The 21,513-nt window shown below is 63.1% G+C and carries 23 protein-coding genes; 12 read left to right on the top strand and 11 right to left on the bottom strand.

Annotated features, from left to right (window positions below; genetic code table 11):
- Positions 1–28: 28 nt before the first annotated feature.
- Complete coding sequence (locus HWY30_RS12015) at positions 29–514, bottom strand: hypothetical protein (RefSeq protein ID WP_090809023.1); 486 nt, start codon at positions 512–514, stop codon at positions 29–31.
- Positions 511–1,050, bottom strand: a complete 540-nt coding sequence (locus HWY30_RS42695) for a hypothetical protein (protein ID WP_341809930.1) — start codon at positions 1,048–1,050, stop codon at positions 511–513. The genes HWY30_RS12015 and HWY30_RS42695 overlap by 4 nt, the downstream gene beginning before the upstream one ends.
- Positions 1,051–1,452: 402 nt before the next feature.
- Between HWY30_RS42695 and HWY30_RS42460 the strand changes: the two genes are divergently transcribed.
- The 5 genes from HWY30_RS42460 to HWY30_RS11980 all read left to right on the top strand — a co-directional run bounded on the left by HWY30_RS42460 (position 1,453) and on the right by HWY30_RS11980 (position 5,771).
- Entirely contained in the window at positions 1,453–2,391 is a 939-nt protein-coding gene (locus tag HWY30_RS42460; RefSeq protein ID WP_176078886.1) for a ShlB/FhaC/HecB family hemolysin secretion/activation protein, read from the top strand.
- Between the two features lie 57 nt (positions 2,392–2,448).
- Entirely contained in the window at positions 2,449–3,129 is a 681-nt protein-coding gene (locus HWY30_RS11995; RefSeq protein ID WP_090809021.1) for a CsgG/HfaB family protein, read from the top strand.
- Between the two features lie 69 nt (positions 3,130–3,198).
- Entirely contained in the window at positions 3,199–3,570 is a 372-nt protein-coding gene (locus HWY30_RS11990) for a DUF4810 domain-containing protein (protein WP_244144886.1), read from the top strand.
- Positions 3,571–3,580: 10 nt separating this feature from the next.
- The gene (locus HWY30_RS11985) at positions 3,581–4,246 is read left to right on the top strand and encodes a DUF799 domain-containing protein (protein WP_090809019.1); all 666 of its coding nucleotides are present in this window, start codon (positions 3,581–3,583) and stop codon (positions 4,244–4,246) included.
- Positions 4,247–4,751: 505 nt separating this feature from the next.
- Positions 4,752–5,771: a phytanoyl-CoA dioxygenase family protein gene (locus HWY30_RS11980; protein WP_090809017.1), complete on the top strand. Its 1,020-nt coding sequence runs from the start codon at positions 4,752–4,754 to the stop codon at positions 5,769–5,771.
- A gap of 243 nt (positions 5,772–6,014) precedes the next feature.
- On the opposite strand, the gene HWY30_RS11975 is transcribed toward HWY30_RS11980, so the two are convergent.
- Entirely contained in the window at positions 6,015–7,130 is a 1,116-nt protein-coding gene (locus tag HWY30_RS11975; RefSeq protein ID WP_244144885.1) for a YVTN family beta-propeller repeat protein, read from the bottom strand.
- Positions 7,131–7,309: 179 nt separating this feature from the next.
- Here HWY30_RS11975 and HWY30_RS11970 point away from each other — a divergent pair, with 179 nt between their 5' ends.
- The 5 genes from HWY30_RS11970 (at position 7,310) to gph (ending at position 10,955) form a co-directional block, all read left to right on the top strand.
- Positions 7,310–8,065, top strand: coding sequence for a TonB family protein (locus HWY30_RS11970; RefSeq protein WP_244144884.1), 756 nt, complete (start codon positions 7,310–7,312; stop codon positions 8,063–8,065).
- A 58-nt stretch (positions 8,066–8,123) separates the two neighbouring features.
- Positions 8,124–8,891, top strand: a complete 768-nt coding sequence (locus HWY30_RS11965) for a MotA/TolQ/ExbB proton channel family protein (RefSeq protein WP_090809011.1) — start codon at positions 8,124–8,126, stop codon at positions 8,889–8,891.
- A complete protein-coding gene (locus tag HWY30_RS11960) occupies positions 8,882–9,304 on the top strand; it encodes an ExbD/TolR family protein (protein ID WP_090809009.1) in 423 nt (140 codons plus the stop codon). The genes HWY30_RS11965 and HWY30_RS11960 overlap by 10 nt, the downstream gene beginning before the upstream one ends.
- A 146-nt stretch (positions 9,305–9,450) precedes the next feature.
- The gene (locus HWY30_RS11955) at positions 9,451–10,272 is read left to right on the top strand and encodes an HAD family hydrolase (protein ID WP_090809007.1); all 822 of its coding nucleotides are present in this window, start codon (positions 9,451–9,453) and stop codon (positions 10,270–10,272) included.
- Positions 10,269–10,955: a phosphoglycolate phosphatase gene (gph, locus tag HWY30_RS11950; protein WP_090809005.1), complete on the top strand. Its 687-nt coding sequence runs from the start codon at positions 10,269–10,271 to the stop codon at positions 10,953–10,955. The genes HWY30_RS11955 and gph overlap by 4 nt, the downstream gene beginning before the upstream one ends.
- 9 nt (positions 10,956–10,964) lie before the next feature.
- On the opposite strand, the gene HWY30_RS11945 is transcribed toward gph, so the two are convergent.
- The 8 genes from HWY30_RS11945 to HWY30_RS11910 all read right to left on the bottom strand — a co-directional run bounded on the left by HWY30_RS11945 (position 10,965) and on the right by HWY30_RS11910 (position 20,088).
- Positions 10,965–11,627 carry an ankyrin repeat domain-containing protein gene (locus HWY30_RS11945; RefSeq protein ID WP_090809003.1) on the bottom strand — a complete coding sequence of 221 codons (663 nt, stop codon included), beginning with the start codon at positions 11,625–11,627 and terminating at the stop codon, positions 10,965–10,967.
- A 15-nt stretch (positions 11,628–11,642) separates the two neighbouring features.
- A complete protein-coding gene (locus HWY30_RS11940) occupies positions 11,643–12,263 on the bottom strand; it encodes a c-type cytochrome (RefSeq protein ID WP_090809001.1) in 621 nt (206 codons plus the stop codon).
- Complete coding sequence (locus HWY30_RS11935; RefSeq protein WP_090808999.1) at positions 12,260–13,993, bottom strand: pyrroloquinoline quinone-dependent dehydrogenase; 1,734 nt, start codon at positions 13,991–13,993, stop codon at positions 12,260–12,262. Before HWY30_RS11935 ends, HWY30_RS11940 begins: the two co-directional genes overlap by 4 nt.
- Positions 13,994–14,353: 360 nt before the next feature.
- A complete protein-coding gene (locus HWY30_RS11930) occupies positions 14,354–15,226 on the bottom strand; it encodes a VOC family protein (RefSeq protein WP_090808997.1) in 873 nt (290 codons plus the stop codon).
- 135 nt (positions 15,227–15,361) lie between these two features.
- Positions 15,362–15,790, bottom strand: coding sequence for an RT0821/Lpp0805 family surface protein (locus HWY30_RS11925; RefSeq protein ID WP_090808995.1), 429 nt, complete (start codon positions 15,788–15,790; stop codon positions 15,362–15,364).
- A 16-nt stretch (positions 15,791–15,806) separates the two neighbouring features.
- Positions 15,807–17,558 carry a SulP family inorganic anion transporter gene (locus HWY30_RS11920; RefSeq protein WP_090808993.1) on the bottom strand — a complete coding sequence of 584 codons (1,752 nt, stop codon included), beginning with the start codon at positions 17,556–17,558 and terminating at the stop codon, positions 15,807–15,809.
- Positions 17,559–17,640: 82 nt separating this feature from the next.
- The gene (locus HWY30_RS11915; protein WP_090808991.1) at positions 17,641–18,600 is read right to left on the bottom strand and encodes a DUF2950 domain-containing protein; all 960 of its coding nucleotides are present in this window, start codon (positions 18,598–18,600) and stop codon (positions 17,641–17,643) included.
- Positions 18,601–18,609: 9 nt separating this feature from the next.
- On the bottom strand, positions 18,610–20,088 hold the full coding sequence (locus tag HWY30_RS11910) for a DUF3300 domain-containing protein (RefSeq protein ID WP_244144883.1): 1,479 nt from the start codon (positions 20,086–20,088) through the stop codon (positions 18,610–18,612).
- Between the two features lie 330 nt (positions 20,089–20,418).
- Between HWY30_RS11910 and HWY30_RS11905 the strand changes: the two genes are divergently transcribed.
- Both HWY30_RS11905 and HWY30_RS11900 read left to right on the top strand, forming a co-directional pair.
- Positions 20,419–20,892 carry a glycine zipper family protein gene (locus HWY30_RS11905; protein WP_090810400.1) on the top strand — a complete coding sequence of 158 codons (474 nt, stop codon included), beginning with the start codon at positions 20,419–20,421 and terminating at the stop codon, positions 20,890–20,892.
- Positions 20,893–20,910: 18 nt separating this feature from the next.
- A complete protein-coding gene (locus HWY30_RS11900) occupies positions 20,911–21,498 on the top strand; it encodes a hypothetical protein (RefSeq protein WP_090808989.1) in 588 nt (195 codons plus the stop codon).
- Positions 21,499–21,513: the final 15 nt, after the last annotated feature.

Raw genomic sequence — 21,513 nt, 5'->3', positions numbered from 1 at the left:
GAGGGGACGCTCAATGTCCAGTCTCTCCTTACGACAAGGACCAGGGATCGACCTTGCCACCCTCGATCACGAAATGCTTCGCGTCGGGATTCGAGGGGAATAGGCGCCAGTCCTCATCATCAGGTATCGCATCCGCAAGAATGACTAGTCGCATATCTCTCGCCAGCAAAATGACGGCATCACCGTTCTCGCCCGCCTCGATATTCAAAACAGCCGTTGGGCCATGTGTCACAAGGAGATCACGGATTCGTTCCGTTGTCACTCTCGTTCTCTCTTCAGACGCTGCGAAGTCCGAATAAGACGCAACGATCACGTGTCCCTGCTCGATGCGCCAGTCGCACTGAATATGGAGCGCCCAATCGCCCAGATACTTGATGGTTCCTCTGCCGGTCTTTACCTCCCGAAGCGGACCGAACTGTAACGTAAGCATGTCGGCCGCGTGCGCCACTCCGCTAACGTTAAGCCCGATCAAGGCGGAAAGGTGAAGTCCTACCTGCTCTTTCGTATCGATCATTCCAATTTGTCTCCAAACAGGTCCAGGGCGCGCTCCATCATGCCGTGATACTCAAGATCGTCCATCTGAATATCGTAGTGAAGGCGGCGTGCTTGATTCTTGCTTAGTCCAAGTGCTTTGACCACCGCCTTAAATTGCTTGTTCTGCGCCTGATTGTTACCGGGCCGACCATCGGCGCCGGCGAGCTGCACAGCGTCGCCGTCCGGCATGTCGGGCTGATAGACGAACGACTGAGCATTGCCGAGATTCTCCGGCACGCGCGGGCTGCTGCCATAGAGCGAGCTTGCCATGCTCGCGTCGTCCGCTTGTCGTGAGCGCCCGCGACAATCGCACGCCCATGCGGTGCCCAGGGCTACGGCCATCTCGTAACCGTTTGAATACGACTTCAGCCTATCGAACGGAAACCATTTGCCGGTTTCGATGTTCAGCGCCATTGCGGATGGCATTGGCGGAAAGTTTGAGTAGATCGAATAGGTGATACGGCAAAGCAGGCATTCTTCCTCGTCCCCAGTGCCGTCCTGTTTCTGTTGTTCCATTTGACCTCTTCTGATTTTCCAGAAAACACCCGACGAATTAACCATCTAAAGGAATCACAGTCAACAGTTTTAATTTAGGATAGGTACGTTTTGACAAACATTGACAATAAACGTCAAAAAAACGGCAGACCTGTGACTCCTGGCTTTACCACGGCAAACCACTAACCGGTTCTGTCGGCATTCCAATGAAGGTGGCTTGATAGCGCCTTTTTCAATTACACGGCGAGAAGCAGACGTTTAGTCGTTTGCATATCTCGTCTGCGCATATTGGCGCTTTGCGCCCATCAGACAATTCCTGTTTTTTATTTCTGTTGTTGCTTCGCACTGCATTGACAATTTTTAACTTACCCGAGCGGTGGTATGAGGTATTTTTCGGCAGGTTAAAGAAATACGCTACGCAGAATGAATAAGAACATGTTCAGGCTGGTTTTCAGCCGGTGCCGGAGTATGCTCGTCGCTGTTGCGGAAACCGCCATTGCCCACGGCAACGCAAGTCAGGGCGAGACCCATTCATCGGCCTCACGGCGCCCGATCACACTGTTCGCCATGCGTCACGCAGCTTTCGCCGCGCTGGTGCTGTGCGGACTCGCACCTGTTCTCGCGGATGCGCAGATCGTGCCCTCGGGTGCGCACGCGCCGAATGTCATCCAGACGCGCAATGGCCTGCCGCAGGTCGATATCAACAAGGCGTCGAATGCGGGTGTTTCGGTTAATACGTATTCGCAGTTCGATGTGCAGAAAAACGGCGCGATCCTGAACAACTCGCCCGTTATCACGAACACGCAACTCGCAGGACAGGTGAGTGGTAACCCGAATCTTTCGCCAGGCCAGTCCGCGCGGATCATTCTCAACCAGGTCAACAGCAATTCGCCCAGCCAGTTGCGCGGCTATCTCGAAGTGGCGGGCAACAGGGCCGAAGTCGTCGTGGCAAGCCAGCCATTGCGCTACGTGACGAGCGTGCATGGGCAGTTCACGAACAACACGCTGAACTATATCGATGACCTGACCATCGGCAGCCGCTACACGGTGCGCGGCTTCGACGGCGAAACGATGCTCGCGGCCGAACGTGGTTTCTTCTGGCGCAACGAGTTGGAGCTACCGGTTGGATCGACCGGACAGTCACTTTACGCAGGTATCGACTACGGCCATGTGTTCGGCCCGAGCGCGGTCTATCTCGCCGGTACACAGCTGGCGGGTGTGGTGCTCGGTGTGCGCGGTAGTGCATCAGCAAAGGCTGGCGCGCTCGCCTATGACCTGTTCGCCGGGACGCCAATCTACAAGCCGTCAGATTTTCCCACTGCGCGCGTGACGCTCGGTTTCCAGTTGACCGCTCAATTTTGATATTCACCCTGCCGACGCTATCCCGGTTTTCGGCGTTTCAACAAAGAGGAAAACAAAATGAAGTTATCGAAAACGAATGGGCTTGGAGCCGTTGCTGTTGCCGTTGTGGTGGCGCTGGGCGGATGTGCAACCGAGTCGTCGCGCTCGCTGCCGGTGCCCCCCGTCGCCAGTGCGCAGAAGCCAGCAGTGGGCCAACCCATCGGCATTTCAGTCGGCAAGTTCGACAACCGGTCGAGCTATATGCGCGGCATCTTCTCGGACGGCGTTGACCGTCTGGGTGGTCAGTCCAAAACCATCCTGATTACGGCGCTCCAGCAGACTGGGCGCTTCAATGTGCTCGATCGCGACAACCTCGACGAAATCCGCCAGGAAGCAGGCTTCCTCAAAAAAGCACAATCGATCAAGGGGGCGCGCTTCGTCATCACCGGCGACGTAACGGAGTTCGGTCGCAAGGAGGTCGGCGACCGGCAGCTATTTGGCATCCTCGGCCGTGGCAAGAGTCAGGTGGCCTACGCAAAGGTCAGCCTGAACGTCGTCGACACGACGAGATCGGAAGTCGTGGCGTCGAGCCAGGGAGCGGGCGAGTTCAGCCTTTCGAACCGTGAAGTCATCGGCTTTGGCGGAACCGCCGGCTACGACTCGACACTGAACGGCAAGGTGCTCGATCTGGCGATCCAGGAGGCCGTCAATCACCTGGTCGAGCAGGTCGATGCAGGCACGCTCAAGGCCGCACAGTAAGTGTGCCGGGCCATTGCGTTCCATCCACTTTCAACCGCATCTGCCATAAATATGATGACGCGATTCACGATGAAACATAGCCGCATGATGCGGGGAATCTGTCTGCCAGTAATGGCAACAGCCATGCTCCTCACGGGATGCGCGGCGAACCGCCCCCAGCCGCTTTACCAGTGGACCGGCTACCAGCCGGCCGTGTACGACTATCTCAAGGGGGAAAAGGCTCCGCAGGAGCAGATCGATGCGCTGGAAAAGGCCCTCCAGGACATCAGCGGCAAGGGGCACACGCCGCCGCCGGGATTTCATGCGCAACTGGGCATGCTGTACGCGAGTGTCGGGAACGATACCCAGGCCATGCAGGAGTTCGAGTCCGAGAAGCAACTGTTTCCGGAGTCCTCGACCTACATGGACTTCCTGATGAAACATAAAACGAAACAGCCTTAAGCGAGCCGTCATGTCCAGATTCCTTTCTTTCAGACTTTGGTTTGCCCTCTCGACGTTCGCGTTGTTAGCTGCGTGTGCGCAACCCGTCAAGCATGCCGATTACACCGCTTTCAGGAACAGCCGGCCGCACTCAATCCTCGTTCTACCGCCCGAAAACGAGACGACCGACGTGCAGGCGACGAACAGCATGCTTTCGCAGATGACGATGCCACTCGCCGAATCGGGTTACTACGTGGTGCCAGTGGCGGTGATGGATGAGACATTCCGCCAGAACGGCCTGACCGTCCCGGCCGATATTCAGGCAACCTCCCCCGCGAAGCTTCGGGAGATCTTCGGTGCTGACGCCGCGCTGTATTCGAAGATCACACAGTACGGCACCGTGTACCACGTCGTCGACAGTGCAACAGTAGTAACGGCGTCCGCCAGGCTGGTCGATCTCAAGACCGGTGACGTGCTATGGCAGGGTAGTGCGAGCGCCAACAGCAATGAGGGCAACAACAATGCTGGCGGTGGCCTGATCGGCATGCTGGTCATGGCAGCGATCAAGCAGGTTGCGAATTCGCTGACGGACAGGGGGCACGATATTGCCGGAGTGACGAGCTATCGGCTTCTGCATGCCGGCCCGCCGAACGGGCTGCTTTACGGGCCACGGTCACCTCAATACGGCACTGATTGAACGATCCTTGATCAGCAGGGACGGGCTGTGGCGGCAGATGGCTCGTACGGTACTACTGCGTAGAAAGTAGGACCTGGTCGGACAGACGATGTCAGATCGTCGGTCTCAGTGCGGCCATGAAGCGTCATTCGCCCGCACCATAGCTGGGACATTCGAAAGTCGGCTCCGCTCGGCGGATCCAACCGGTCGATGCAACACAATGAACGTCTCATGAGCGGCGCGAGTGTTGCAAATGAAACAGAGGCGCCGGTGCCTCTTCAGCTGCCGCAGCTCCGGTTTCGGCTTCGCGGCGCCAGGCGCGGTTCTCGTCACACAAACGGGAGACGATCAGAGATCACGGCTCGTGATCTTTTCGCTAACTGGCGCAGCCTCGGGTCTCGGCTGGCCAAAATCTTGTCGTCTTCCGACTCCGCGATTTCGACGACGTCCCTGCAACTAACATCCATTTGTCCATTTCGATTCGACAAACGGGCAGTGAGAGGTCGAAAAACCATAGGAGAAAGCAATGGCAGGCGCGCCCCTCAATATTGACGATTCGGGCTGCAGCCTTGAAATCAGCGTCGACGAGACACCGGCAAGCTCACGTCGTGTCCGGGCCGGTGACAAGCAAAATGAAGCAGCATTATTTTGCAGTGAGTTTCTCTCTGTCGACATCGATCAGATCGTCAGCGATCTAAATGTAAATGGATATTACGCCTTCCCCTCGGCGATATCGCAATACACGCTGAAAACCATCGAGCGCGACGCGACACAAACGAGAATTGGGCTGAATGAAAACTCCATCAGCGGCGTCTACTCCGAGAAACAGTACTACCTGACCAATCTTCTCGCAGTTTCGAAGACCTTCTACAACTTTGCCACCTCGTCGTTAGTGCTCAAAATCTGCGAGCGATATCTGGGCAACGAATTCCGGCTGAAAGCGCTGCGTTATTATGAAACATATGGTGGACACCATATGCAGTGGCACACCGACAACAAGACTGACAAAGCATTCGCTCATATTCCTGGAATCATCTTTATTTTTTATGTCTCGGATGTCGAGGATGGCGAGTTTCAATATATCGAAGGCTCTCACCTTTGGTCGGGCGAAAAGGCATATAGCGACTATACCGACGAGTTTATCGAAGCGAACTACGAGTCCGCGATCAGAAGCTTCAAGATGCCCAGTGGCTCCTTGCTGATCTACAATACATACGGCATACACAGAGCGAGGCCCGTCAACAACAAGAATTTCGTCAGGAAAAGCGTCTTCCTCCAGGTAGACAGCGAAATCCAAAGGTCCGAGCCGATTATCGTCAACACCGAATTCATCACCCGGTTGAATGACCAGATCTCGATGTTTTTGGGCTTTGGGCAACCGTCCGACTATGAGGTCTTTCCAAAAACCACGCTGAACTCCTTGCCCCTCGACAAGAAGATTATCCGCGTGATGACGAGATATGTTTTGTATCGCCTCTCCCGCGGGGCTTTTTCCAGGCTCCCGCATTCTGTCCGACTCGCCGTCAGGCGGCTCATCAAAAGGTAGTCGGTTGCGCCGCGGCTCGCCTGCTCTCTTATATAGGTTGCCGACTTAGGGAGTCCTTCTTCTTGAACGAGCTCGTTGCATCGCTTGCGGATGCGACGAATCTCATCTGAACGTCAAGTGACATGGAAATTTTTAGCGGGACGGTGACCTTCTGGTTCATCGACCGGGCACTCGCGGCGGCGGTGCCGCGCGCGAACGTGCTGGTATGGCAGGACCCGATAACAGCTCATTCGCCCGCTTCGCTCAATACGATTCGATCGAGCCGTCGCTGTGCGGATACGTGACGATGCCCCACGCGAGCGGCAGCTCGCCGATCTGCTTGAGCGGCTGATAGCTCTTCGCGTCGAGCACGTAGACCGCGTCGGAGCGACCGCACGCGACCATCAGCTTCGAGCCGTCCGGCGTGAAGCTGAAATGCCAGCAGCGCTGGCCGACCGGCACATCGGCGACATGTTCGTACGTGTGGCCGTCGAACACCTGCACCACCTTGTCGCGCGCGGCGGCCACGAAAAGCCGCTGACCGTTGGGACCGAACGCGACGCCATAGGGCCCGAGTTTGGTGTCGACGGTCTTGACTACCTCGAACGTGTGCGCGTCGATCACGACGAACTTGCTGAGCGACTCCAGCGTGACAACATAATGCTTGCCGTCAGGCGACAGCCGGATGCCGCGCGGCCGCCCGCCCGCCGCGAGCTTCACGGTTCGGATCGGCGCGCCGGTTCGTGTGTGATAGATCGACACCGTATCGTCGCCTTCGTTGGTGACCAGCATCATCTGGCCGTCGCGCGAGAATTCGATGCCTTCGGTTTCGTGGCCGCTCGTGACCGAACGGATCACGTGCCAGTTTTTCATATCGATGATCGCGATTTCGGCGGGCGGCTTGTTCGCGTCGTCGTCGTCCGCGCCGGGCTTGTTGCCCGCGTTCGCTGCGGGCTTATTGTCCCCCTTCGCGTCGGGTTTGGCTCCCGGCGGCCCGCCGTCCTCGCCGGGCTCGTAGGTCACGTATGCGTAGCCGTTGCGCACCCGCACATATTCAGGGTTTTTGCCGATCTTCACGCGCTGGACCACCTTGCCCGTGGCGGTGTCGATCACCGCGAGATCGTTCGTGTTCTTGTTGGCGACCAGCAGACGCGTGCCGTCTGCGTTCAGGCTCAGGCCGCGCGGGCCACCGGCGCCGACCGGAAAGGTCTGCGTGAGCGTCATCTGGTCGAGATCTATCACGCCGACGCCGGCCTTCTCACTCGTCACGTAGGCGAGCGGCGCGGCCGCGGCATGCGCGGCGCTCGCGGCCAGCACGAGCGCGCAGGCCAGCGCGAGGGAACGGCGTGGTGGTCGGGGGAAAATCCGTGTCTCCAGCATCGTTGTACTCCGGGTTGATATGGCGGCGCCGCGATGGTTCGCGTCATCGTTTCAAGGTAGCCCACCGGGCGATTGTTTGACAACGCGGATCGGCGGGAGATTTTCCCGAATTGCTTCGCGCCGGCCGGCGCGGGTTTGAAAAGCGGGGTCGGCGGGGGACAATGAGCGCGGAGGTGGCGATGATGCTGCAAGTTGCCATGGTGAACCCAGGAAGCCCTACGAATGCCGCGGCCGGTTACCGTCGCGCGGCCATCGTGCTGGGCGCCGTGATCGCCGCGCATCTGGTGCTGCTCGCCATCGCGTTGAGCGCGCGTAACCGGATCGTCGAGCGTCCGGTCGAGCCGCGCACGATCACCGCGTCGCTGCTGAGCCCCGAGCCTCCCGCTCCGGTTGTTTCACCTTCCGCGCCGCCCCCACCCGCCGCTGTCGTTCCGACGGCGCCAACGCCGCCGGTCACGCACCCCGCCGTGCGCGTCAAACCGGCGCCGCAGCCTCGCGCGCAGGTGCCGCGCAGTGTGGAAAAGCCTGTGCCGACACCGTCTCCGACACGCGAAAGCACCGCGCAGCCCGTCACGCAAGCCGCCGTGCCAACAGCCGCCGCGCCGTCGGCGGCATCGGCTTCCGCCGTCCATCCGGCGGTGCCCGCGTCGACCGAGCCGCGCAACGTGTCGCACGTCGACTGCTCGATTCCGAAGCCCGACTATCCCGACATCGCGAAGCGGCGCGGCGAGCATGGCACAGCGATCGTGCGTTTCGTCGTCGGGCTGAGCGGGCATATCGAAACGGCGCGACTGCAAACCAGCAGCGGCTCCGCGCGGCTCGACGACGCGGCGCTCGCCGCCGTCCATGCGGGCGCCTGCCAGCCGTACACCGAAAACGGCACGCCGGTGCGCGCCGCGTACTCGCAGTCGTTCGTGTTCGGACTGACCGAGTGACGCGACAGGGTGAGCGCACCGCCAAACAGACCAGGGACACCAAACGAAGGAACTCGCCATGCAACACTACGGACTCGCAAACGTCTGGGATTCAGGTGATATCGTCACGCGCGGCATTCTGAGCGTGCTCGTGATCATGTCGGTGCTGTCGTGGACGGTGATCATCGTGAAGCTGTGGCAACTGATCCGCCTCAGACGCGCAACCCGGAGCGACGCGCGCTTCTGGAGCGCGGACCGCTTCGACGACGGGCTGCGCAGCCTCGGCCATCCGGAATCGGGCGCGCACGACAATCCGCTGCTCGCGCTCGCGCTGGCGGGCCATGAAGCCGCGACGCACCATCGGCAGACGCAGCAGCATCTGCACGACCGCATCGACGTGTCCGACTGGATCACCCGGCGTCTGCAGGACACGATGGACGAGACGATCGCGCGCCTGCAAAGCGGCCTCGCGATTCTCGCGTCGATCGGCAGCACCGCGCCTTTCGTCGGGCTGTTCGGCACCGTGTGGGGCATCTACCATGCGCTGATCGTGATCGGCGAGACCGGTCAGACCTCGATCGATCATGTCGCCGGCCCGGTCGGCGAGTCGCTGATCATGACGGCGTTCGGGCTCTTCGTCGCGATTCCCGCCGTGCTCGGCTACAACGGCCTGACGCGCGCGAACCGCTCGATCGTCGCGCGCCTGAAGCGCTTCGCGCACGGCTTGCACGCGTACTTCGTGACCGGCTCGCAGTTGCCGTCGAGCGCCGGGCCGCAGATGCGCGTGGTGCCGCGCGGCACCAACGCGACGAACGCAAACCGCGACGGAGACCTCGAATGGCAATGAGCCCTTTCTCCGACGACGACGATCAAGGTTTGATGAACGAGATCAACATGACGCCGCTCGTCGACGTGATGCTGGTACTGCTGATCATTTTTCTCGTCACCATTCCGGCGCTGCAACACGCGGTCAGGATCGATCTGCCGCACGCAAGCAGTCAGCCGGAAGCGCTCAAGCCCGCGCACGTGGACGTCGCGGTGCAGGCGGACGGCACGGTGCTGTGGGACGGTCAGCCCGTGACCGACGACGCCTTGCGCGCGCGCATCGCGCAAGCCGCCCTCGCGACGCCGCAGCCGGAGCTGCATTTGCGCGCCGATCGCAAGGTGCCGTACGAGCGTGTCGCGATCGTGATGTCGGCGGCGCAGCGTGGCGGACTGACGAAGCTGGGCTTCGTGACCGATCCGCAGTTGGGCAGATGACGCGGCGCGGCGTGCGTGTTCGGTGCGTGCCGGCACACAAAGTCCCGCTTATCGGCGGCGAAAGAATCTCTGAATTTGAATCGGCGGACGGCTCGGCTATCGTGGTGCGTGTCTGAACGGCACCCCACCCTTGCGAGGACCGCACGATGCAAGCCCTCATCTTCGACGTCGACGGCACGCTCGCCGACACCGAGACTGCTCATCTGCACGCATTCAACGCCGCGTTCGCCGAAGCGGGCCTCGACTGGTTCTGGGACGAAGCGCTCTATTCCAGCTTGCTGAAAGTGGCGGGCGGCAAGGAGCGTCTGCTGCATTACTGGCGCACGGTCGAGTGCGAGGAAGCCGGGGGCCCGCGAGCGCGAGAGGCCGTCGACGCGCTGCACGCGCTGAAAACGCGCCACTACACCGAGCGCATGCGCGAGCGCGGCGTGCCGCTACGACCCGGCATCGCGCGTCTGATCGACGAGGCGAACGAGGCCGGTCTACGCGTGGCGATTGCGACGACCACGACGCCCGCCAACCTTGACGCGCTGCTGCAGGCGCATTTCGGCGCCAGTTGGCGCCATCGCTTCGCGGCGATCGGCGACGCCGGCACCACGCCGGCAAAAAAGCCCGCCCCCGACGTCTATCGCCACGTGCTCGAACAGCTCGGCTTGCAGCCCGCGGCCTGTCTCGCCTTCGAGGACTCGCGCAACGGCCTGCTGGCGGCGCGCGCCGCGCGCGTGCCCGTCATCGTCACGCCGAGCGCTTTTACCGCGCGCGAGGACTTCGATGGCGCGCTGGCCGTGCTGCCTCATCTCGGCGATCCGCACGCGCCGATCGTTGCGATGGTGCGCGGCGAATGGCATCGCTGGGTGGATCTGGCGACACTGCGCCGTTGGCATCAAGACGCCACGCGTCGTCCCGATTCGGCTGCGCACGGCGCACTGAACGCGGACCAGGCGAACGCGAGCGCGTCACGGCAATGAACCGCGACTACCACGCTGTCCTGATCGATCTCGACGGTACGATGGTCGATACCGCGCCGGACATCGTCGCGGCTGCCGGCCTGATGCTGACGGACTTCGGCGCCACGCCGCTGCCTTATGACAGGGTGACCGGCTTCATCGGCAACGGCGTGCGCAAGCTCGTGCAACGCTCGCTGGATGCGGCGGGCCTCGGCGAGCACGTCGAACTGGAGCACGCGCAGGCCGTGTTCGAGCGGCACTACGCGGTGACCAACGCGGCGCTGGGTCGGGCTTTTCCTGGCGTGATGGCCGGGCTGCGCGCGTTGCAGCAGCACGGGTACCGCTGCGCGTGCGTGACCAACAAGCCGCAGGCGCTGGCGGCGGCGCTGCTCGACAAAACGGGGCTTGCCGCTTATCTGGACGGGCTGGTCGCGGGCGACACCGTGGCGAGCATGAAGCCGTCGCCCGAGCCGCTTTGGCACGCGTGCCGGCTGCTCGACGTCGAGCCCGAACGTTGCGTGCTGGTCGGCGATTCATCGGTCGATGTCGCGGCGGCGCGCGCGGCCGGTCTGCCGGTCTTCATCGTCAGCTACGGCTATGGCAGCGCGAGCGGCACCGACCTGCCGCGCTGCGACGCGCTGATCGATTCGTTCGAGGCATTGCCGGCGATTCTGGCGCAAGCGCGGCCGGCATTGCGTGCGTGATTCGAGTCGCTAACCCGCCGACAACAACCCCGCGACGCGCTCCGACTTCGTCTGCACCGCGATATCTTTCGCCGTCATCCCGCGATTGTCCTTCAACGACCGGTTCGCGCCGCGCGCGAGCAACAGTTGGGCGGTCTCCGCGCGATCGTATCCCGCCGCCCACATCAGCGCGGTCAGTTCGTTCTTGTAGGTCCGGTTCACGTCGACGCCCGCATCGAGCAACTGACCGACGACCTTCGTTTGCCCCTGGCCCGCTGCGTATTCCATCGCGGTCTTGCCGACGCGATCGGTCGCGAGCGGCTCGGCGCCATGCGCGAGCAGCAGCGCGACGATCTCGTCGAAGCCGCCGTAGGCAGCGGCCATCAGCGGTGTATCGCCCGGCGCGTTCGCATGCTGCACGTTCGCGCCGCGCTCGATCAGCGTGCGCGCCATCGCCGTATCGCCCTTCTTGCACGCGGTGACGAGCGCGGTGTCGCCGATCCGGTTCATCGCATCGACCGACGCGCCGCGCTGCAGCGCCGCGACGACCGACCGCTGATCGTCGTCCTTCGCGGCCGCGAGCAGTTGGCGGTTGATTTCCCCCTGGTCCTGGGCGAGCGCCGGCACCCATGCGCCGAATGCGGTGGCGAGCAGAACGGCGGCCGCAAGCTGCCGAGTGAACATGTCTGTCATGGTGTCTTCCCCGTGCTAATGCAGATTGTTGATATAAGCGGCCAGATGATGGATGTCGTCGTCGGACAGATTACGCGTCACGCTGGTCATGTTGCCCGCATCGTTGGTGCGTGTATGCGAGCGGAAGTCCTGCAATTGCTTGACGATGTACTGATACTGCTGGCCCGCGACGCGCGGAATCTCGTTCTGCCCGGAAAAGCCACCCAGGTGGCACATCGTGCACAACAGCTCGGCGGCCTTCTTGCGGCCCGCCTCGATGCTCGCGCCATCCGCGTTGAACGGCACCGATACGGGCTTCTGCGCGGCGAAGTAGTCGGCGAGGTCCTGCATGTCCTCGCTCGACAGGTTCGCCGCCATCGGCGACATGCGCGGATCGCTGCGCCGTCCCTGCTTGAAGTCCTTCAGCTCCAGATACAGGTAGCGCGCGGTTTGCCCGGCCAGAATCGGATAGTCCGGATTGGTCGAATTGCCCATCGGCCCATGACAGGCCACGCACACCTGCGCTTTCGCCTTGCCCGCCTCGGCGTCGGCGCGCGCGCCCGACGGCAGCCATGCGGCGATCAGTCCGCCGCACAGCAGCGCCACCCATGCAGCGCGCGCCCCACCCGGCGCTCCCCGCGGCGCCGGCCGCCTCATGGCACCGCGAACACGACGACGCTATTGCCGCGCTTGAAGTCGATCTGGGTATTGCCGCCCGCCGCGACCGCGATGTACTGCTTGCCGTTGACCATGTACGACACGGCCGGCGCGTTGACGCCCGCGCCGCACTGGAACTCCCACAGCTTCTTGCCGGTGGCGGCATCGAACGCGCGGAACAGGCCGTTGCCCTCGCCGTTGAACACGAGACCGCCCGCCGTTGCAAGTACGCCGCCGATCAGCGGCTGGTCGGTCTTGTAGTCCCACGCGATCTTGCCGGTGTCGACGTTGACGGCCGACAGCTTGCCCCATTGCGCCTCGGACGGAATCAGCTTGAAGGCGCCGCCGAGCCAAAGCTTGCTGCCGCCCGGATAGGCGGCGTCCTCGACCTGGTACGTCATCGGCTGATTCAGATTGGCCGCGTAGACGAGGCGCGTTTGCGGATCGAACGCGATCGGCGACCACTCGACGCCGCCGTTCGCGCCCGGCAGCATGCGCGCGCCGGCTGCTGTCGGCAGGGTCCACATGTTTTCCTGCGGAATCATCGCCTGCGAGAAGCGGATCAGACGGCCGGTCGCACGATCATGCACGTACACGTTACCGGTCTTGCCCGCATGCACGATGCCGGGGATCATCTTGCCGTCGTTGTCGCGCACGTCGATCAGCACCGGCGGGCTCACTGCGTCGAGGTCCCAGACGTCGTGCGGCACGTACTGGTAGTGCCATTTGTACTTGCCGGTGTCGAGATCGATCGCGACGAGCGAATCCGTATAGAGGTTGTCTCCCGGCCGGATCGCGCCATACAGGTCCGGCGACGGGTTGCCGACCACGAAGTACACCGTGTGCGTTTTCCGGTCGACCGCCGGCGTCATCCACACGCCGCCGCCGAGCGTCTTGTAGAAGTCGCCGCCCTTGTCGGCCAACTGCTTCTTCTCCGCGTCGATGTCGCGCTTCTCGTCGCGGCCGGTCGCGTCTTTGGTGGCCCACACGCCTTCCTGGCCGGTTTCCGGAATCGTGTAGAAGGTCCACAGCAACTGGCCGGAATTCGCGTCGTACGCCTTCACGAAGCCGCGAATGCCGTACTCGCCGCCGTTCGTGCCGATCAGCACCTTGCCGTCGACGACCGTCGGCGCCATCGTTTCCGAGTAGCCCTCGTCGGGATTGGCGATCTGGCTTTGCCACAGCACGTTGCCGGTTTTGGCGTCGAGCGCGACGAGCTTGGAGTCGAGCGTGCCCATATAGAGCCGGTCACCCGAAATCGCGACGCCACGATTGTTCGGCCCGCAACAGAACGTCGTGACCGGACCCATCTTGTGCTTGTAATGCCAGAACTCTTTGCCCGTCGTCGCATCGATCGCGTACACGTGATCGAACGACGTGGTCAGGAACATCACGCCGTCCTTCACGATCGGCGCCGTTTCCATCGACTCGTTGACGGCCGTCTGGAAGATGAACGCCGGCCTGAGCTTCGCGACGTTCGTCCGGTTGATCTGCGCGCCGGGGTAATAGCGCGTCTGCGCGTACGAGCCGTTCGGATGGAGCCAGACCGCCGTCATGCTGCCGGCGCGATCGAGCTGATCCTGGGTCACAGGCTGAAGCCTCGATGGCACCGGCGCGGCGGTGGTGGTCGAGCTGTTCTGTACTTCGTCGGCGGCATGAGCCGCAGGCAAGCCGAACGCGATGGCGAGCAGTGGCAGGCCGACAATTCCCTGAATACGGTTGAATGGCATGAGCGTCTCCTAGCTTTTTATTGTTCCTATGAATTGCAGCGCAGGAGTGCGACATGGATCCACGCGGACGACAGCGTGAAAGAGCACGATGGCGCAACCCTCGCAGACGACAAAAGCGTACGACTTCGAATCGTTGTTAGCTTTGTCAGGACGGGTCGGCTTCGCAGAGAGGGGAGAAGTGATGCACGGGTCCGCGGAAAACCGGCTCGTTTAAGGGTAGGCGATGTGTTGTGGATTTTCTAGATTAAATCGTTAAGGAGTGGCGAGCGATCAGCGTGCACCGTTGTGGTCGCTGACCGCCGCCCTGATCGTCGCGTTTTCACCTGGGTCGCTTCGCGTTGCCGCCGCTCGTTGAGCCGATCAGAACCGGCCGCCGCGCGAATCGGCCCCCTGCTGATAGTTCCGGTTGGTCTGTTCCGGATTCCGGTTCACCAGCGGGCGCGCGTAAAGTGGGTGATGCAGGCTCCGTACTTCGTGTTCGAGCCGGAAGCAACGCTCTCCGGATGACAGATCGAGCAGGTCGGCAAACCGGTATTGATGCGGCTCTTCTCCATATACCAGACCTTTTTCGGCGAGCCGTGTGAACGGCCCCGAAAAAGCAGCGGTGTAAATGGCGATATGGTGTCCGTCGTATTCAGGAATGGGCTGGGTCGTTTCCGCGTACAGCAGTTGTTGATGCGTGCCGATATCGATCACCGCGCGGTGCAATCCATGCTTCTCTTCGATGTCGACGGTCGCATCGAACATATCGCGGTAGAAGCGCGCGATAGGCAACGCGCTGCCGACCGGCACATCCATCTTCACGAACGCGATGCCCAGATCGATGTCCGACCACGGAGCCGACGCGGATCGATTGAAAGGATCGAGGCACTCGTAGCGGTTGCCCCACGGACACGTCACTTCGACACTGCCTGCGCGCTCCGTCCAGCCGAACGCGGTGCCGGCGAGCAGCGGTTCAACCGAGCGCAGCCGCCTCACCAGCGCTTCGAGCTCGCCGACCACGAGACCGACACTGCCGCGCAGACGTTGCGCCGCCCCGTGCGGCAAGTGAATCTGCGACCGGCCGACGTTGATCCACATATTCTCGACCCCGGTCATCACGAACGGATCGCGCGTGAGCCCAAGGCCGGTGACGTAGAAGGCGGTCGCGAGAATCTGGTTGGGGATTTTCAGGTTGACGTGTTCGAGCAGGATCAGATTGCCGGTATCGTCGTTAGCGTAAGAGTGTTCCATGTGTTTGCCTTGTGCATGAGCCGCGAAACGCTGGACAAATTATGCATCAACAGGGCACATGGTACGTGCTCGTGCAACTCGGGCGGCGCGGCGGCGCCGCCATGTTCGGAGGCGTACGAAGCGACACGCATGCGTTTATTGCTTCAGAATCTTCCACGGCCCATTGCCGGTTTTGCAGACGATCGGCGTCCACGTTTGGGTCTGTCCTTTCGCGACCGCGGTCAGCGTCGCGGTCCGGCAGGTTCGATCGCCGTCCTTCGTCGTGTCCTGCGGCGTCACCGTGCCCTTGATCGACACGGAATTGCCGGTGCCCGCATTGCTCCACTCGTACGATTCGCCATCCTTTTTTGTATCGAGCGCCTTTTGCGCCGCGTCGTTGAGCGCTTTACGGTCGGCCTGGCGCATGTAAGTAATGGGCGTGTCTTTCAGAAAGTTCAGGTTCGCTGCGTAACACAACATGGGGCTGGCGAGCAGCGCCGCTGCCGCAAGCCACTGCGTGATCGTGTGGGCGTACGCGGCGTCGAGTGCGGGCGCGCCCGCGCCAGGACGAAATTGACGTGACATGGGTTTCTCCTCGAGTTCATCCGCGATCCGCGTCGTCCGCGAAATCGCCGTTTTGCTGGAATGCGTCGACGACGTCGGCCACCGAGCCGCGTCGGCCGATGTGGCCGACACGAACTTCGAGCCCCTCGGCGCGCAGCATGTCGCGCACGTCCGCGTGCGCGCCGACGACCTTCATCGCGGCGCCCGCGGCCTCCAGCGCGCCGTGCATCGCTTCGAGCATGCGCGCGCCCGCCAGATCGACGACCGCCGATGCGGACAGATCGCAAATCACGAGCCGGACCGGTTCGGGTGCGGTGTGGATCATGCGCCAGATCGTCTCGCGCACGTGCTCGACATTGAAGTACAGCAACGACGCCTCGACACGCACCGCCAGCACATGCGCAATCGTCTCGTTCTCGGCATGACGTTCGAGATCCGAGAAATAGCGCGTGCCGGGAATACGCCCGAGCATCGCGACATGCGGATGCGCAGCGCGGTGGATGATCAGCAGCATCGACACGAGCACCGCGACGATGACGCCCTTCAGGATGCCCAACAACAGCACCGCCGCGAACGCCACCATCGAAATCGCGAATTCGAAGCGGCTCACGCGCCACACATGACGCAGTTCGCCGACGTCGACGAGGCCCTTCACGGCCACGAGCACGATCGCCGCCAGCACGACGTTGGGCAGATTCGCGAGCAGTCCTGTGAGGAACATCAGACAGAAGCCGATCGCGAGCGACGCGAATACCAGCGCAAGCGCACTTTTCGCGCCGGCCTTGTCGTTCACCGACGATTGCGAAAGTCCTCCCGCAACCGGAAAGGCCTGGAACAATCCCGCCGCCAGATTGGCCGCGCCGAGACCCAGCAATTCCTGGCGGGCGTCGATCTCGTAACCATGTGCCTGCGCGAGCGCGCGCGCGGCCGAAACGCTCTCGACGTATGCCAGCAACAGGCACGCGAACGCCAGCGGAACGATGCCGTCGACATCGCGCAGCCGCAGCCCGGGCAGACGGAATTCAGGCAAGCCTTGAGGCAGCGCGCCCACGAGCGTGAAGCCGCGGCTGGCCAGCGGCGTGACGGACAACACGACGATCGAGGCAGCGACGACGGCGAGCGCCACCGGACGCCCCGGCAAAAACTTTTCGCCGAGCAGCAGCAACGCGATGCAAACGAGGCCGAAACCGAGCACGCCGAGGTTGGTCAGCGGAAGCTGCCCCCACAGCACGGCGATCCGTTCGAAGAAGAATTCGCCGCCGCCTTTCACCCCGAACAGCTTCGGCAGCTGGGTCATCGCGATCGTCAGCGCGGCGCCCGCCTTGAAGCCGAGCAGGATCGTCTCGCTGATGAAGCTGACGAGCGAACTCAAGCGCAGCAGCCAGCCGATCACGCACATGCACGCGATCAGCACGGACGTGAGCGCCGCGATCGAAGCCCAGCGCGAGGGGTCGCCCCCGGCCATCGGCACGAGCGTCACGCCGACGAGCATCGAGATCGCCGAGGTCGGGCCGATCGCGAGCTGGCGCGACGAGCCGAACAGCGCATAACAGAGGCCGCCGACCAGATAGCCGTAGATGCCGTATTGCGGCGGCAAGCCGGCGAGCGACGCATAGGCGAGCGATACCGGAATGCCATAAGCCGCGAGCGTCACGCCGGCGACCGCGTCCTTCGCGAGCCATCGAGGCTGATAGCTTCGCAGCCACTGCGCGGGAGGAAACGCGCAGCGCCACCCGCGCGCGGGTGGCGTGGAAGACGCGCGGCCGGTGACGCTCTGTGGATGGTTCAACGTAGCGCCTCGAGTACGGAAGCGGACCTGACGGAAGCACGGGCGCGCTGTACGGCCTTCGCCTCAGCCAACCCGGAGCGGCTCAGAGCGAATCCTTGACGCGCTGCCACGTGTGATCCGGATTGAACTCGGTCACAGGCGGCGCGTGCGCGCCACGGTCCTTCTGGTAGATGACGCCGTTGTTGTTGACCACGAAGGTCATCACGCCGCTCGTGCCGTACCGCGCCGGGTAAGCGACCATCGCGAAACCCGCGATCATGTGGCCGTTGATCACGTAGCTGAACGCGCCGCCCGGCGCGTTCTTGCCCTGCCGCGTCAGGATGTGGAAATGGTAGCCCCGGTAAGGATCGCCCGCCGCGTGGCCTTTCAGATATTCGGAACTCGCGGCGACGAGCGGTCCGAACGGACTCTCTTCTTCGTCACTGTTTTCGTCGGTGGGCCAGTAGAGACCGTCCTGCTTGCCGGGTGTGCTGGCCAGCTTCTGCGCGTATTCGAGCAGGCCGTCGTGGTTCCGGTCGCGCGACGCGTATTGACGCTGCGCGCCGATATAAGCCTGCAGCACCTTGATCGCTTCGAGTTCGTTGGCGCCGATCCGTCGATTGATCAGTTCTTCTTCGCCCTGCTCGGTGGCGAAGCGCCAGGTGCCGTCCTCTTTGACGATCGGTATCGGCATCGGCCACGCCTCGTCGCCGACCAGCAGAATCCGCCGGTTCGGGCCCCTGTCGTCGAGCAGGTGATAGGCCTCGATCTCCTTGCTCGCCTTGGCCCAGTTCGCCTCGTTCTCCGCCTGATCCGGCGATACCACGAGGCTCTTGTGCGCTTCGCCGAAGATCGCGACGAGCGACGCTTCGTCGTCGGTCTTCAGTGCGCTGGACAGCGCGGCGACCGCGTCTTCAGGGGTGGCGAAAGTGCGCTGCCCCGCGGCGAGCGCGGCCAACGGAATCGACAGCGCGAGCACCATCGCGCACAGCCGACGCGATGTGGCCACACGTCGCCGCGAATCGTCGCGTGGGCGCTTTCCGGTGATGCTTTGTCCGCTCATGGCTGCTCCTTATCGCCGTCCGCCGCCGCGGCCGCCACCGCCACCGCTGGGCCGCGGCGAGAATCCACCACCGCCGCCGCCACGGCCGGCACCGCCGGAGAACCCACCGCCACCGGAATTTCCGCCGCCACGCGTCGATTGACGGCTCGCCGCGCCGCGCGCGCTGTTGGCTTGCGCGTCGCGCGCCGAGCCGTAGCCGCTGAACGCATCGCCGCCGCCCCCAGGCGACGCGCGCTGACTCACCTCGCGTGTGCCCGCCGACGCCGTCGGACGCTGGGACGCCTGCGGCCGCCCTTGCGCGCCAGCACCGCCGCCCGCGAAGTTTGCGCCGGCGCCGCCACCCGCGCCGCCACCTGCATAGTTTGCGCCGCCGCCCGCGCCGCCGCGGTTGCCGCCCGCCAACCCACCGCCCGCGCCCGCGCCCGCGCCTGCACCCGCGCCGCCGCCGCGCGACGGCGGATCGCCGACCCGTTGCGTGCGCGCCGAGCGATCCGAGATACCGCTGACCTGGCCCGGCTTCTTGTCCGAGGTCCACGCGGAGGTGCCCCCTCCCTGCCCGCGTCCACCGCCGCGGTTGATGTCGCCCGTGTTGATATTGCCGCGCTCGACGTTCCTATCGCCGCGCTCGACGTTTCTATCGCCCCGCTCGACGTTTCTTTCGCGGTTGATGTTGATGTTGTTGTTGCCGCCGCCTCCGTAATGCGTTTCATAGTGCCCGCCGTTCCAGGCGGCGGTAATCGCCGCGCCCCAGATCAGCCCCGTCGCGAGCGCGGCGCCGGGCGCGTACGGATAGTAGTAGGCCGGATAGGGCGTGGGCGCGTAGGCGTAGGTCACGGGCGCGCTGGCCACCACGATGGTCTGCGGGTTGTACTGCGGCACGTAGATCACCTGCGGATCGGCCGGCTGGATCTTGATCACTTCCTTCTCGACCACCACGACCTGCTTGTCGTCGGATTTCAGATGCCCCGCCGACTGCGTTTGCCGCCGGAAGCGCTGAATCGCTTCGAGCACCGAGCCCTGGTCGGCAACGACGGCCTCGCCGAGATTGATCGTCCAGTCGAGATCGGTGCTCATGTTCTTGACGATGCTGGGGTAATTCAGCAGCGCCTTCACCGGATCGTGCCACGCGTCGTTGAGCTTGAGCGACTTATCGTTTTTGTACTGGTCGAGAAAGCGATCGGCCTGCACGATTTCGACGGGATAGGTGGAGGCAGGAAGAATGATCGCGATCAGATCGTCCGGATATAGCGCGATCGGTCCGACGAGCTTGTCGAGCGCCGCCGCGGAAACGGGTGCGTTCGAGGCCGCGTTCGCCGGGGCGTTCGCGGCCGGCGCCTGCGCCAGCGACACCGCAGTGGAGAACGCGCCGCAGCACGCCAGAAGCGCGGCGCCCAGTACATGGCTGATGCGTCGCGCGCGCTTCGCCTCGTCGTCGAGCGCCGTTGCAAACGGGATGATGCGTGTACGAGCACGCGAATCGCGGTCCATCGATGCTTCCCCTTGCGCTTTGTCAGCGGCCCCGGGCGGCATGGCCATGATCTTTGACAGACAGTTGTCCGAAGCAATGAAAACGACCTGCACCTGTCGCATGAATACAGTTTGGAAACCATGGACGAAATTGCAAATACGACCTTGGTCCGATTGCGCGCGACAGGCCCGCGACACCATGATGAACGCGAACCTGCCATTGCTGCGCATCCACCGCGCGGCAACCGGTCCCACCAGAATTCCCATTCACGGGTGCCGGTTGCGCCCTCACGCCTGAGCAAACAGGAAGCCGGCGACTCGCACCCGCGTGTGCCCACGCAAGGAGCTGTCGTGAACAAGTCTACGAAATATGCCGTGATCGCCGCGTTGAGCGCGTCGCTATCGCTGGAAGGCCTGGCGCAATCGAGGCCGATTGCCTATCCGGCCAGAGGGCAAAGCCCGCAGCAACAGCAGCAGGACGAAGGCGCCTGCTATTCGTGGGCGAAGAGCAATACCGGCATCGACCCGACCATGGTCGCCAATGCCCCGCCCCCGCCTTCCGGCCCCGCGGTGGGAGGCGGCGAGCGCGTGCAGGGCGCCGCGCGCGGCGCGGCCGGCGGCGCGATCATCGGCGCGATTGCGGGCGACGCCGGCAAGGGCGCGGCGATCGGCGCGGCGACCGGCACGATGGTCGGCGGGTCACGCGCGCGGCAGAACCGGCGCGCGGCCGCGACACAATCGCAGGCGCAAACGCAGGGCTCGATGGACACGTTCAATCGCGCTTTCGCCGCCTGCATGTCGGGGCGGGGTTACACGGTCAATTGATCGCGCAAGGAGAGCAAAATGATTAACCGCAAACTGATCATCGCGGCGGCGCTCGTGTGTCTCGCGAATACAGGATTCGCTCAGACGGAGACACCCGTCACGGTCAAGAGCGAGCCCGGCAAAGTCACTATGTCGGGCATGGTCAAAACGACCGCGACGGTCGTCGGCATCGAGCCGGCAACGCGCACCGTCTTGCTCAAGGACCCGAAGGGCAAGGTCGTGCAGGTCGTGGTCGGCGAGGAAGCGCGCAACTTCGATCAGATCAAGGTCGGCGACGTGGTCAAGGCCGAGTATTCTCAGGCTCTGACCATCATGCTGAAAAAAGGCAACGCGCCGCTGACCGCCAACGAAACGCAGACGCTCGAACGCACACCGGCGGGCGCGAAACCCGGCGGCTCGGCCTCGCGCGAAGTCACGATCATGGCTAACGTCATCGCGGTCAATCACCAGAGCGGCGCGGTCACGCTGAAGGGCCCGCAAGGCAATACGGTGGATCTGATCGTGCAGGATCCCGAACAGCTCAAGCGGATCAAAAAAGGCGACCAGATCCAAGCGGTCTATACCGAGGCCGTGGCCATCTCCGTGGAGCCGGTCGCCGGCAAATAGCGGGCATGGCTCGCG

It is taken from the genome of Paraburkholderia tuberum STM678, assembly GCF_902833905.1.
In the GTDB taxonomy this organism is placed as follows: domain Bacteria; phylum Pseudomonadota; class Gammaproteobacteria; order Burkholderiales; family Burkholderiaceae; genus Paraburkholderia; species Paraburkholderia tuberum.
Note: the sequence above shows the minus strand (reverse complement) of the source record. Positions and strands in the feature narration are given on the sequence as shown.

Coding starts and splice junctions, on each gene's coding strand:
- HWY30_RS12015 (WP_090809023.1), bottom strand. CDS start 514: ATGATCGATACGAAAGAGCAGGTAGGACTTCACCTTTCCGCCTTGATC.
- HWY30_RS42695 (WP_341809930.1), bottom strand. CDS start 1,050: ATGGAACAACAGAAACAGGACGGCACTGGGGACGAGGAAGAATGCCTG.
- HWY30_RS42460 (WP_176078886.1), top strand. CDS start 1,453: ATGAATAAGAACATGTTCAGGCTGGTTTTCAGCCGGTGCCGGAGTATG.
- HWY30_RS11995 (WP_090809021.1), top strand. CDS start 2,449: ATGAAGTTATCGAAAACGAATGGGCTTGGAGCCGTTGCTGTTGCCGTT.
- HWY30_RS11990 (WP_244144886.1), top strand. CDS start 3,199: ATGAAACATAGCCGCATGATGCGGGGAATCTGTCTGCCAGTAATGGCA.
- HWY30_RS11985 (WP_090809019.1), top strand. CDS start 3,581: ATGTCCAGATTCCTTTCTTTCAGACTTTGGTTTGCCCTCTCGACGTTC.
- HWY30_RS11980 (WP_090809017.1), top strand. CDS start 4,752: ATGGCAGGCGCGCCCCTCAATATTGACGATTCGGGCTGCAGCCTTGAA.
- HWY30_RS11975 (WP_244144885.1), bottom strand. CDS start 7,130: ATGCTGGAGACACGGATTTTCCCCCGACCACCACGCCGTTCCCTCGCG.
- HWY30_RS11970 (WP_244144884.1), top strand. CDS start 7,310: ATGATGCTGCAAGTTGCCATGGTGAACCCAGGAAGCCCTACGAATGCC.
- HWY30_RS11965 (WP_090809011.1), top strand. CDS start 8,124: ATGCAACACTACGGACTCGCAAACGTCTGGGATTCAGGTGATATCGTC.
- HWY30_RS11960 (WP_090809009.1), top strand. CDS start 8,882: ATGGCAATGAGCCCTTTCTCCGACGACGACGATCAAGGTTTGATGAAC.
- HWY30_RS11955 (WP_090809007.1), top strand. CDS start 9,451: ATGCAAGCCCTCATCTTCGACGTCGACGGCACGCTCGCCGACACCGAG.
- gph (WP_090809005.1), top strand. CDS start 10,269: ATGAACCGCGACTACCACGCTGTCCTGATCGATCTCGACGGTACGATG.
- HWY30_RS11945 (WP_090809003.1), bottom strand. CDS start 11,627: ATGACAGACATGTTCACTCGGCAGCTTGCGGCCGCCGTTCTGCTCGCC.
- HWY30_RS11940 (WP_090809001.1), bottom strand. CDS start 12,263: ATGAGGCGGCCGGCGCCGCGGGGAGCGCCGGGTGGGGCGCGCGCTGCA.
- HWY30_RS11935 (WP_090808999.1), bottom strand. CDS start 13,993: ATGCCATTCAACCGTATTCAGGGAATTGTCGGCCTGCCACTGCTCGCC.
- HWY30_RS11930 (WP_090808997.1), bottom strand. CDS start 15,226: ATGGAACACTCTTACGCTAACGACGATACCGGCAATCTGATCCTGCTC.
- HWY30_RS11925 (WP_090808995.1), bottom strand. CDS start 15,790: ATGTCACGTCAATTTCGTCCTGGCGCGGGCGCGCCCGCACTCGACGCC.
- HWY30_RS11915 (WP_090808991.1), bottom strand. CDS start 18,600: ATGAGCGGACAAAGCATCACCGGAAAGCGCCCACGCGACGATTCGCGG.
- HWY30_RS11910 (WP_244144883.1), bottom strand. CDS start 20,088: ATGGACCGCGATTCGCGTGCTCGTACACGCATCATCCCGTTTGCAACG.
- HWY30_RS11900 (WP_090808989.1), top strand. CDS start 20,911: ATGATTAACCGCAAACTGATCATCGCGGCGGCGCTCGTGTGTCTCGCG.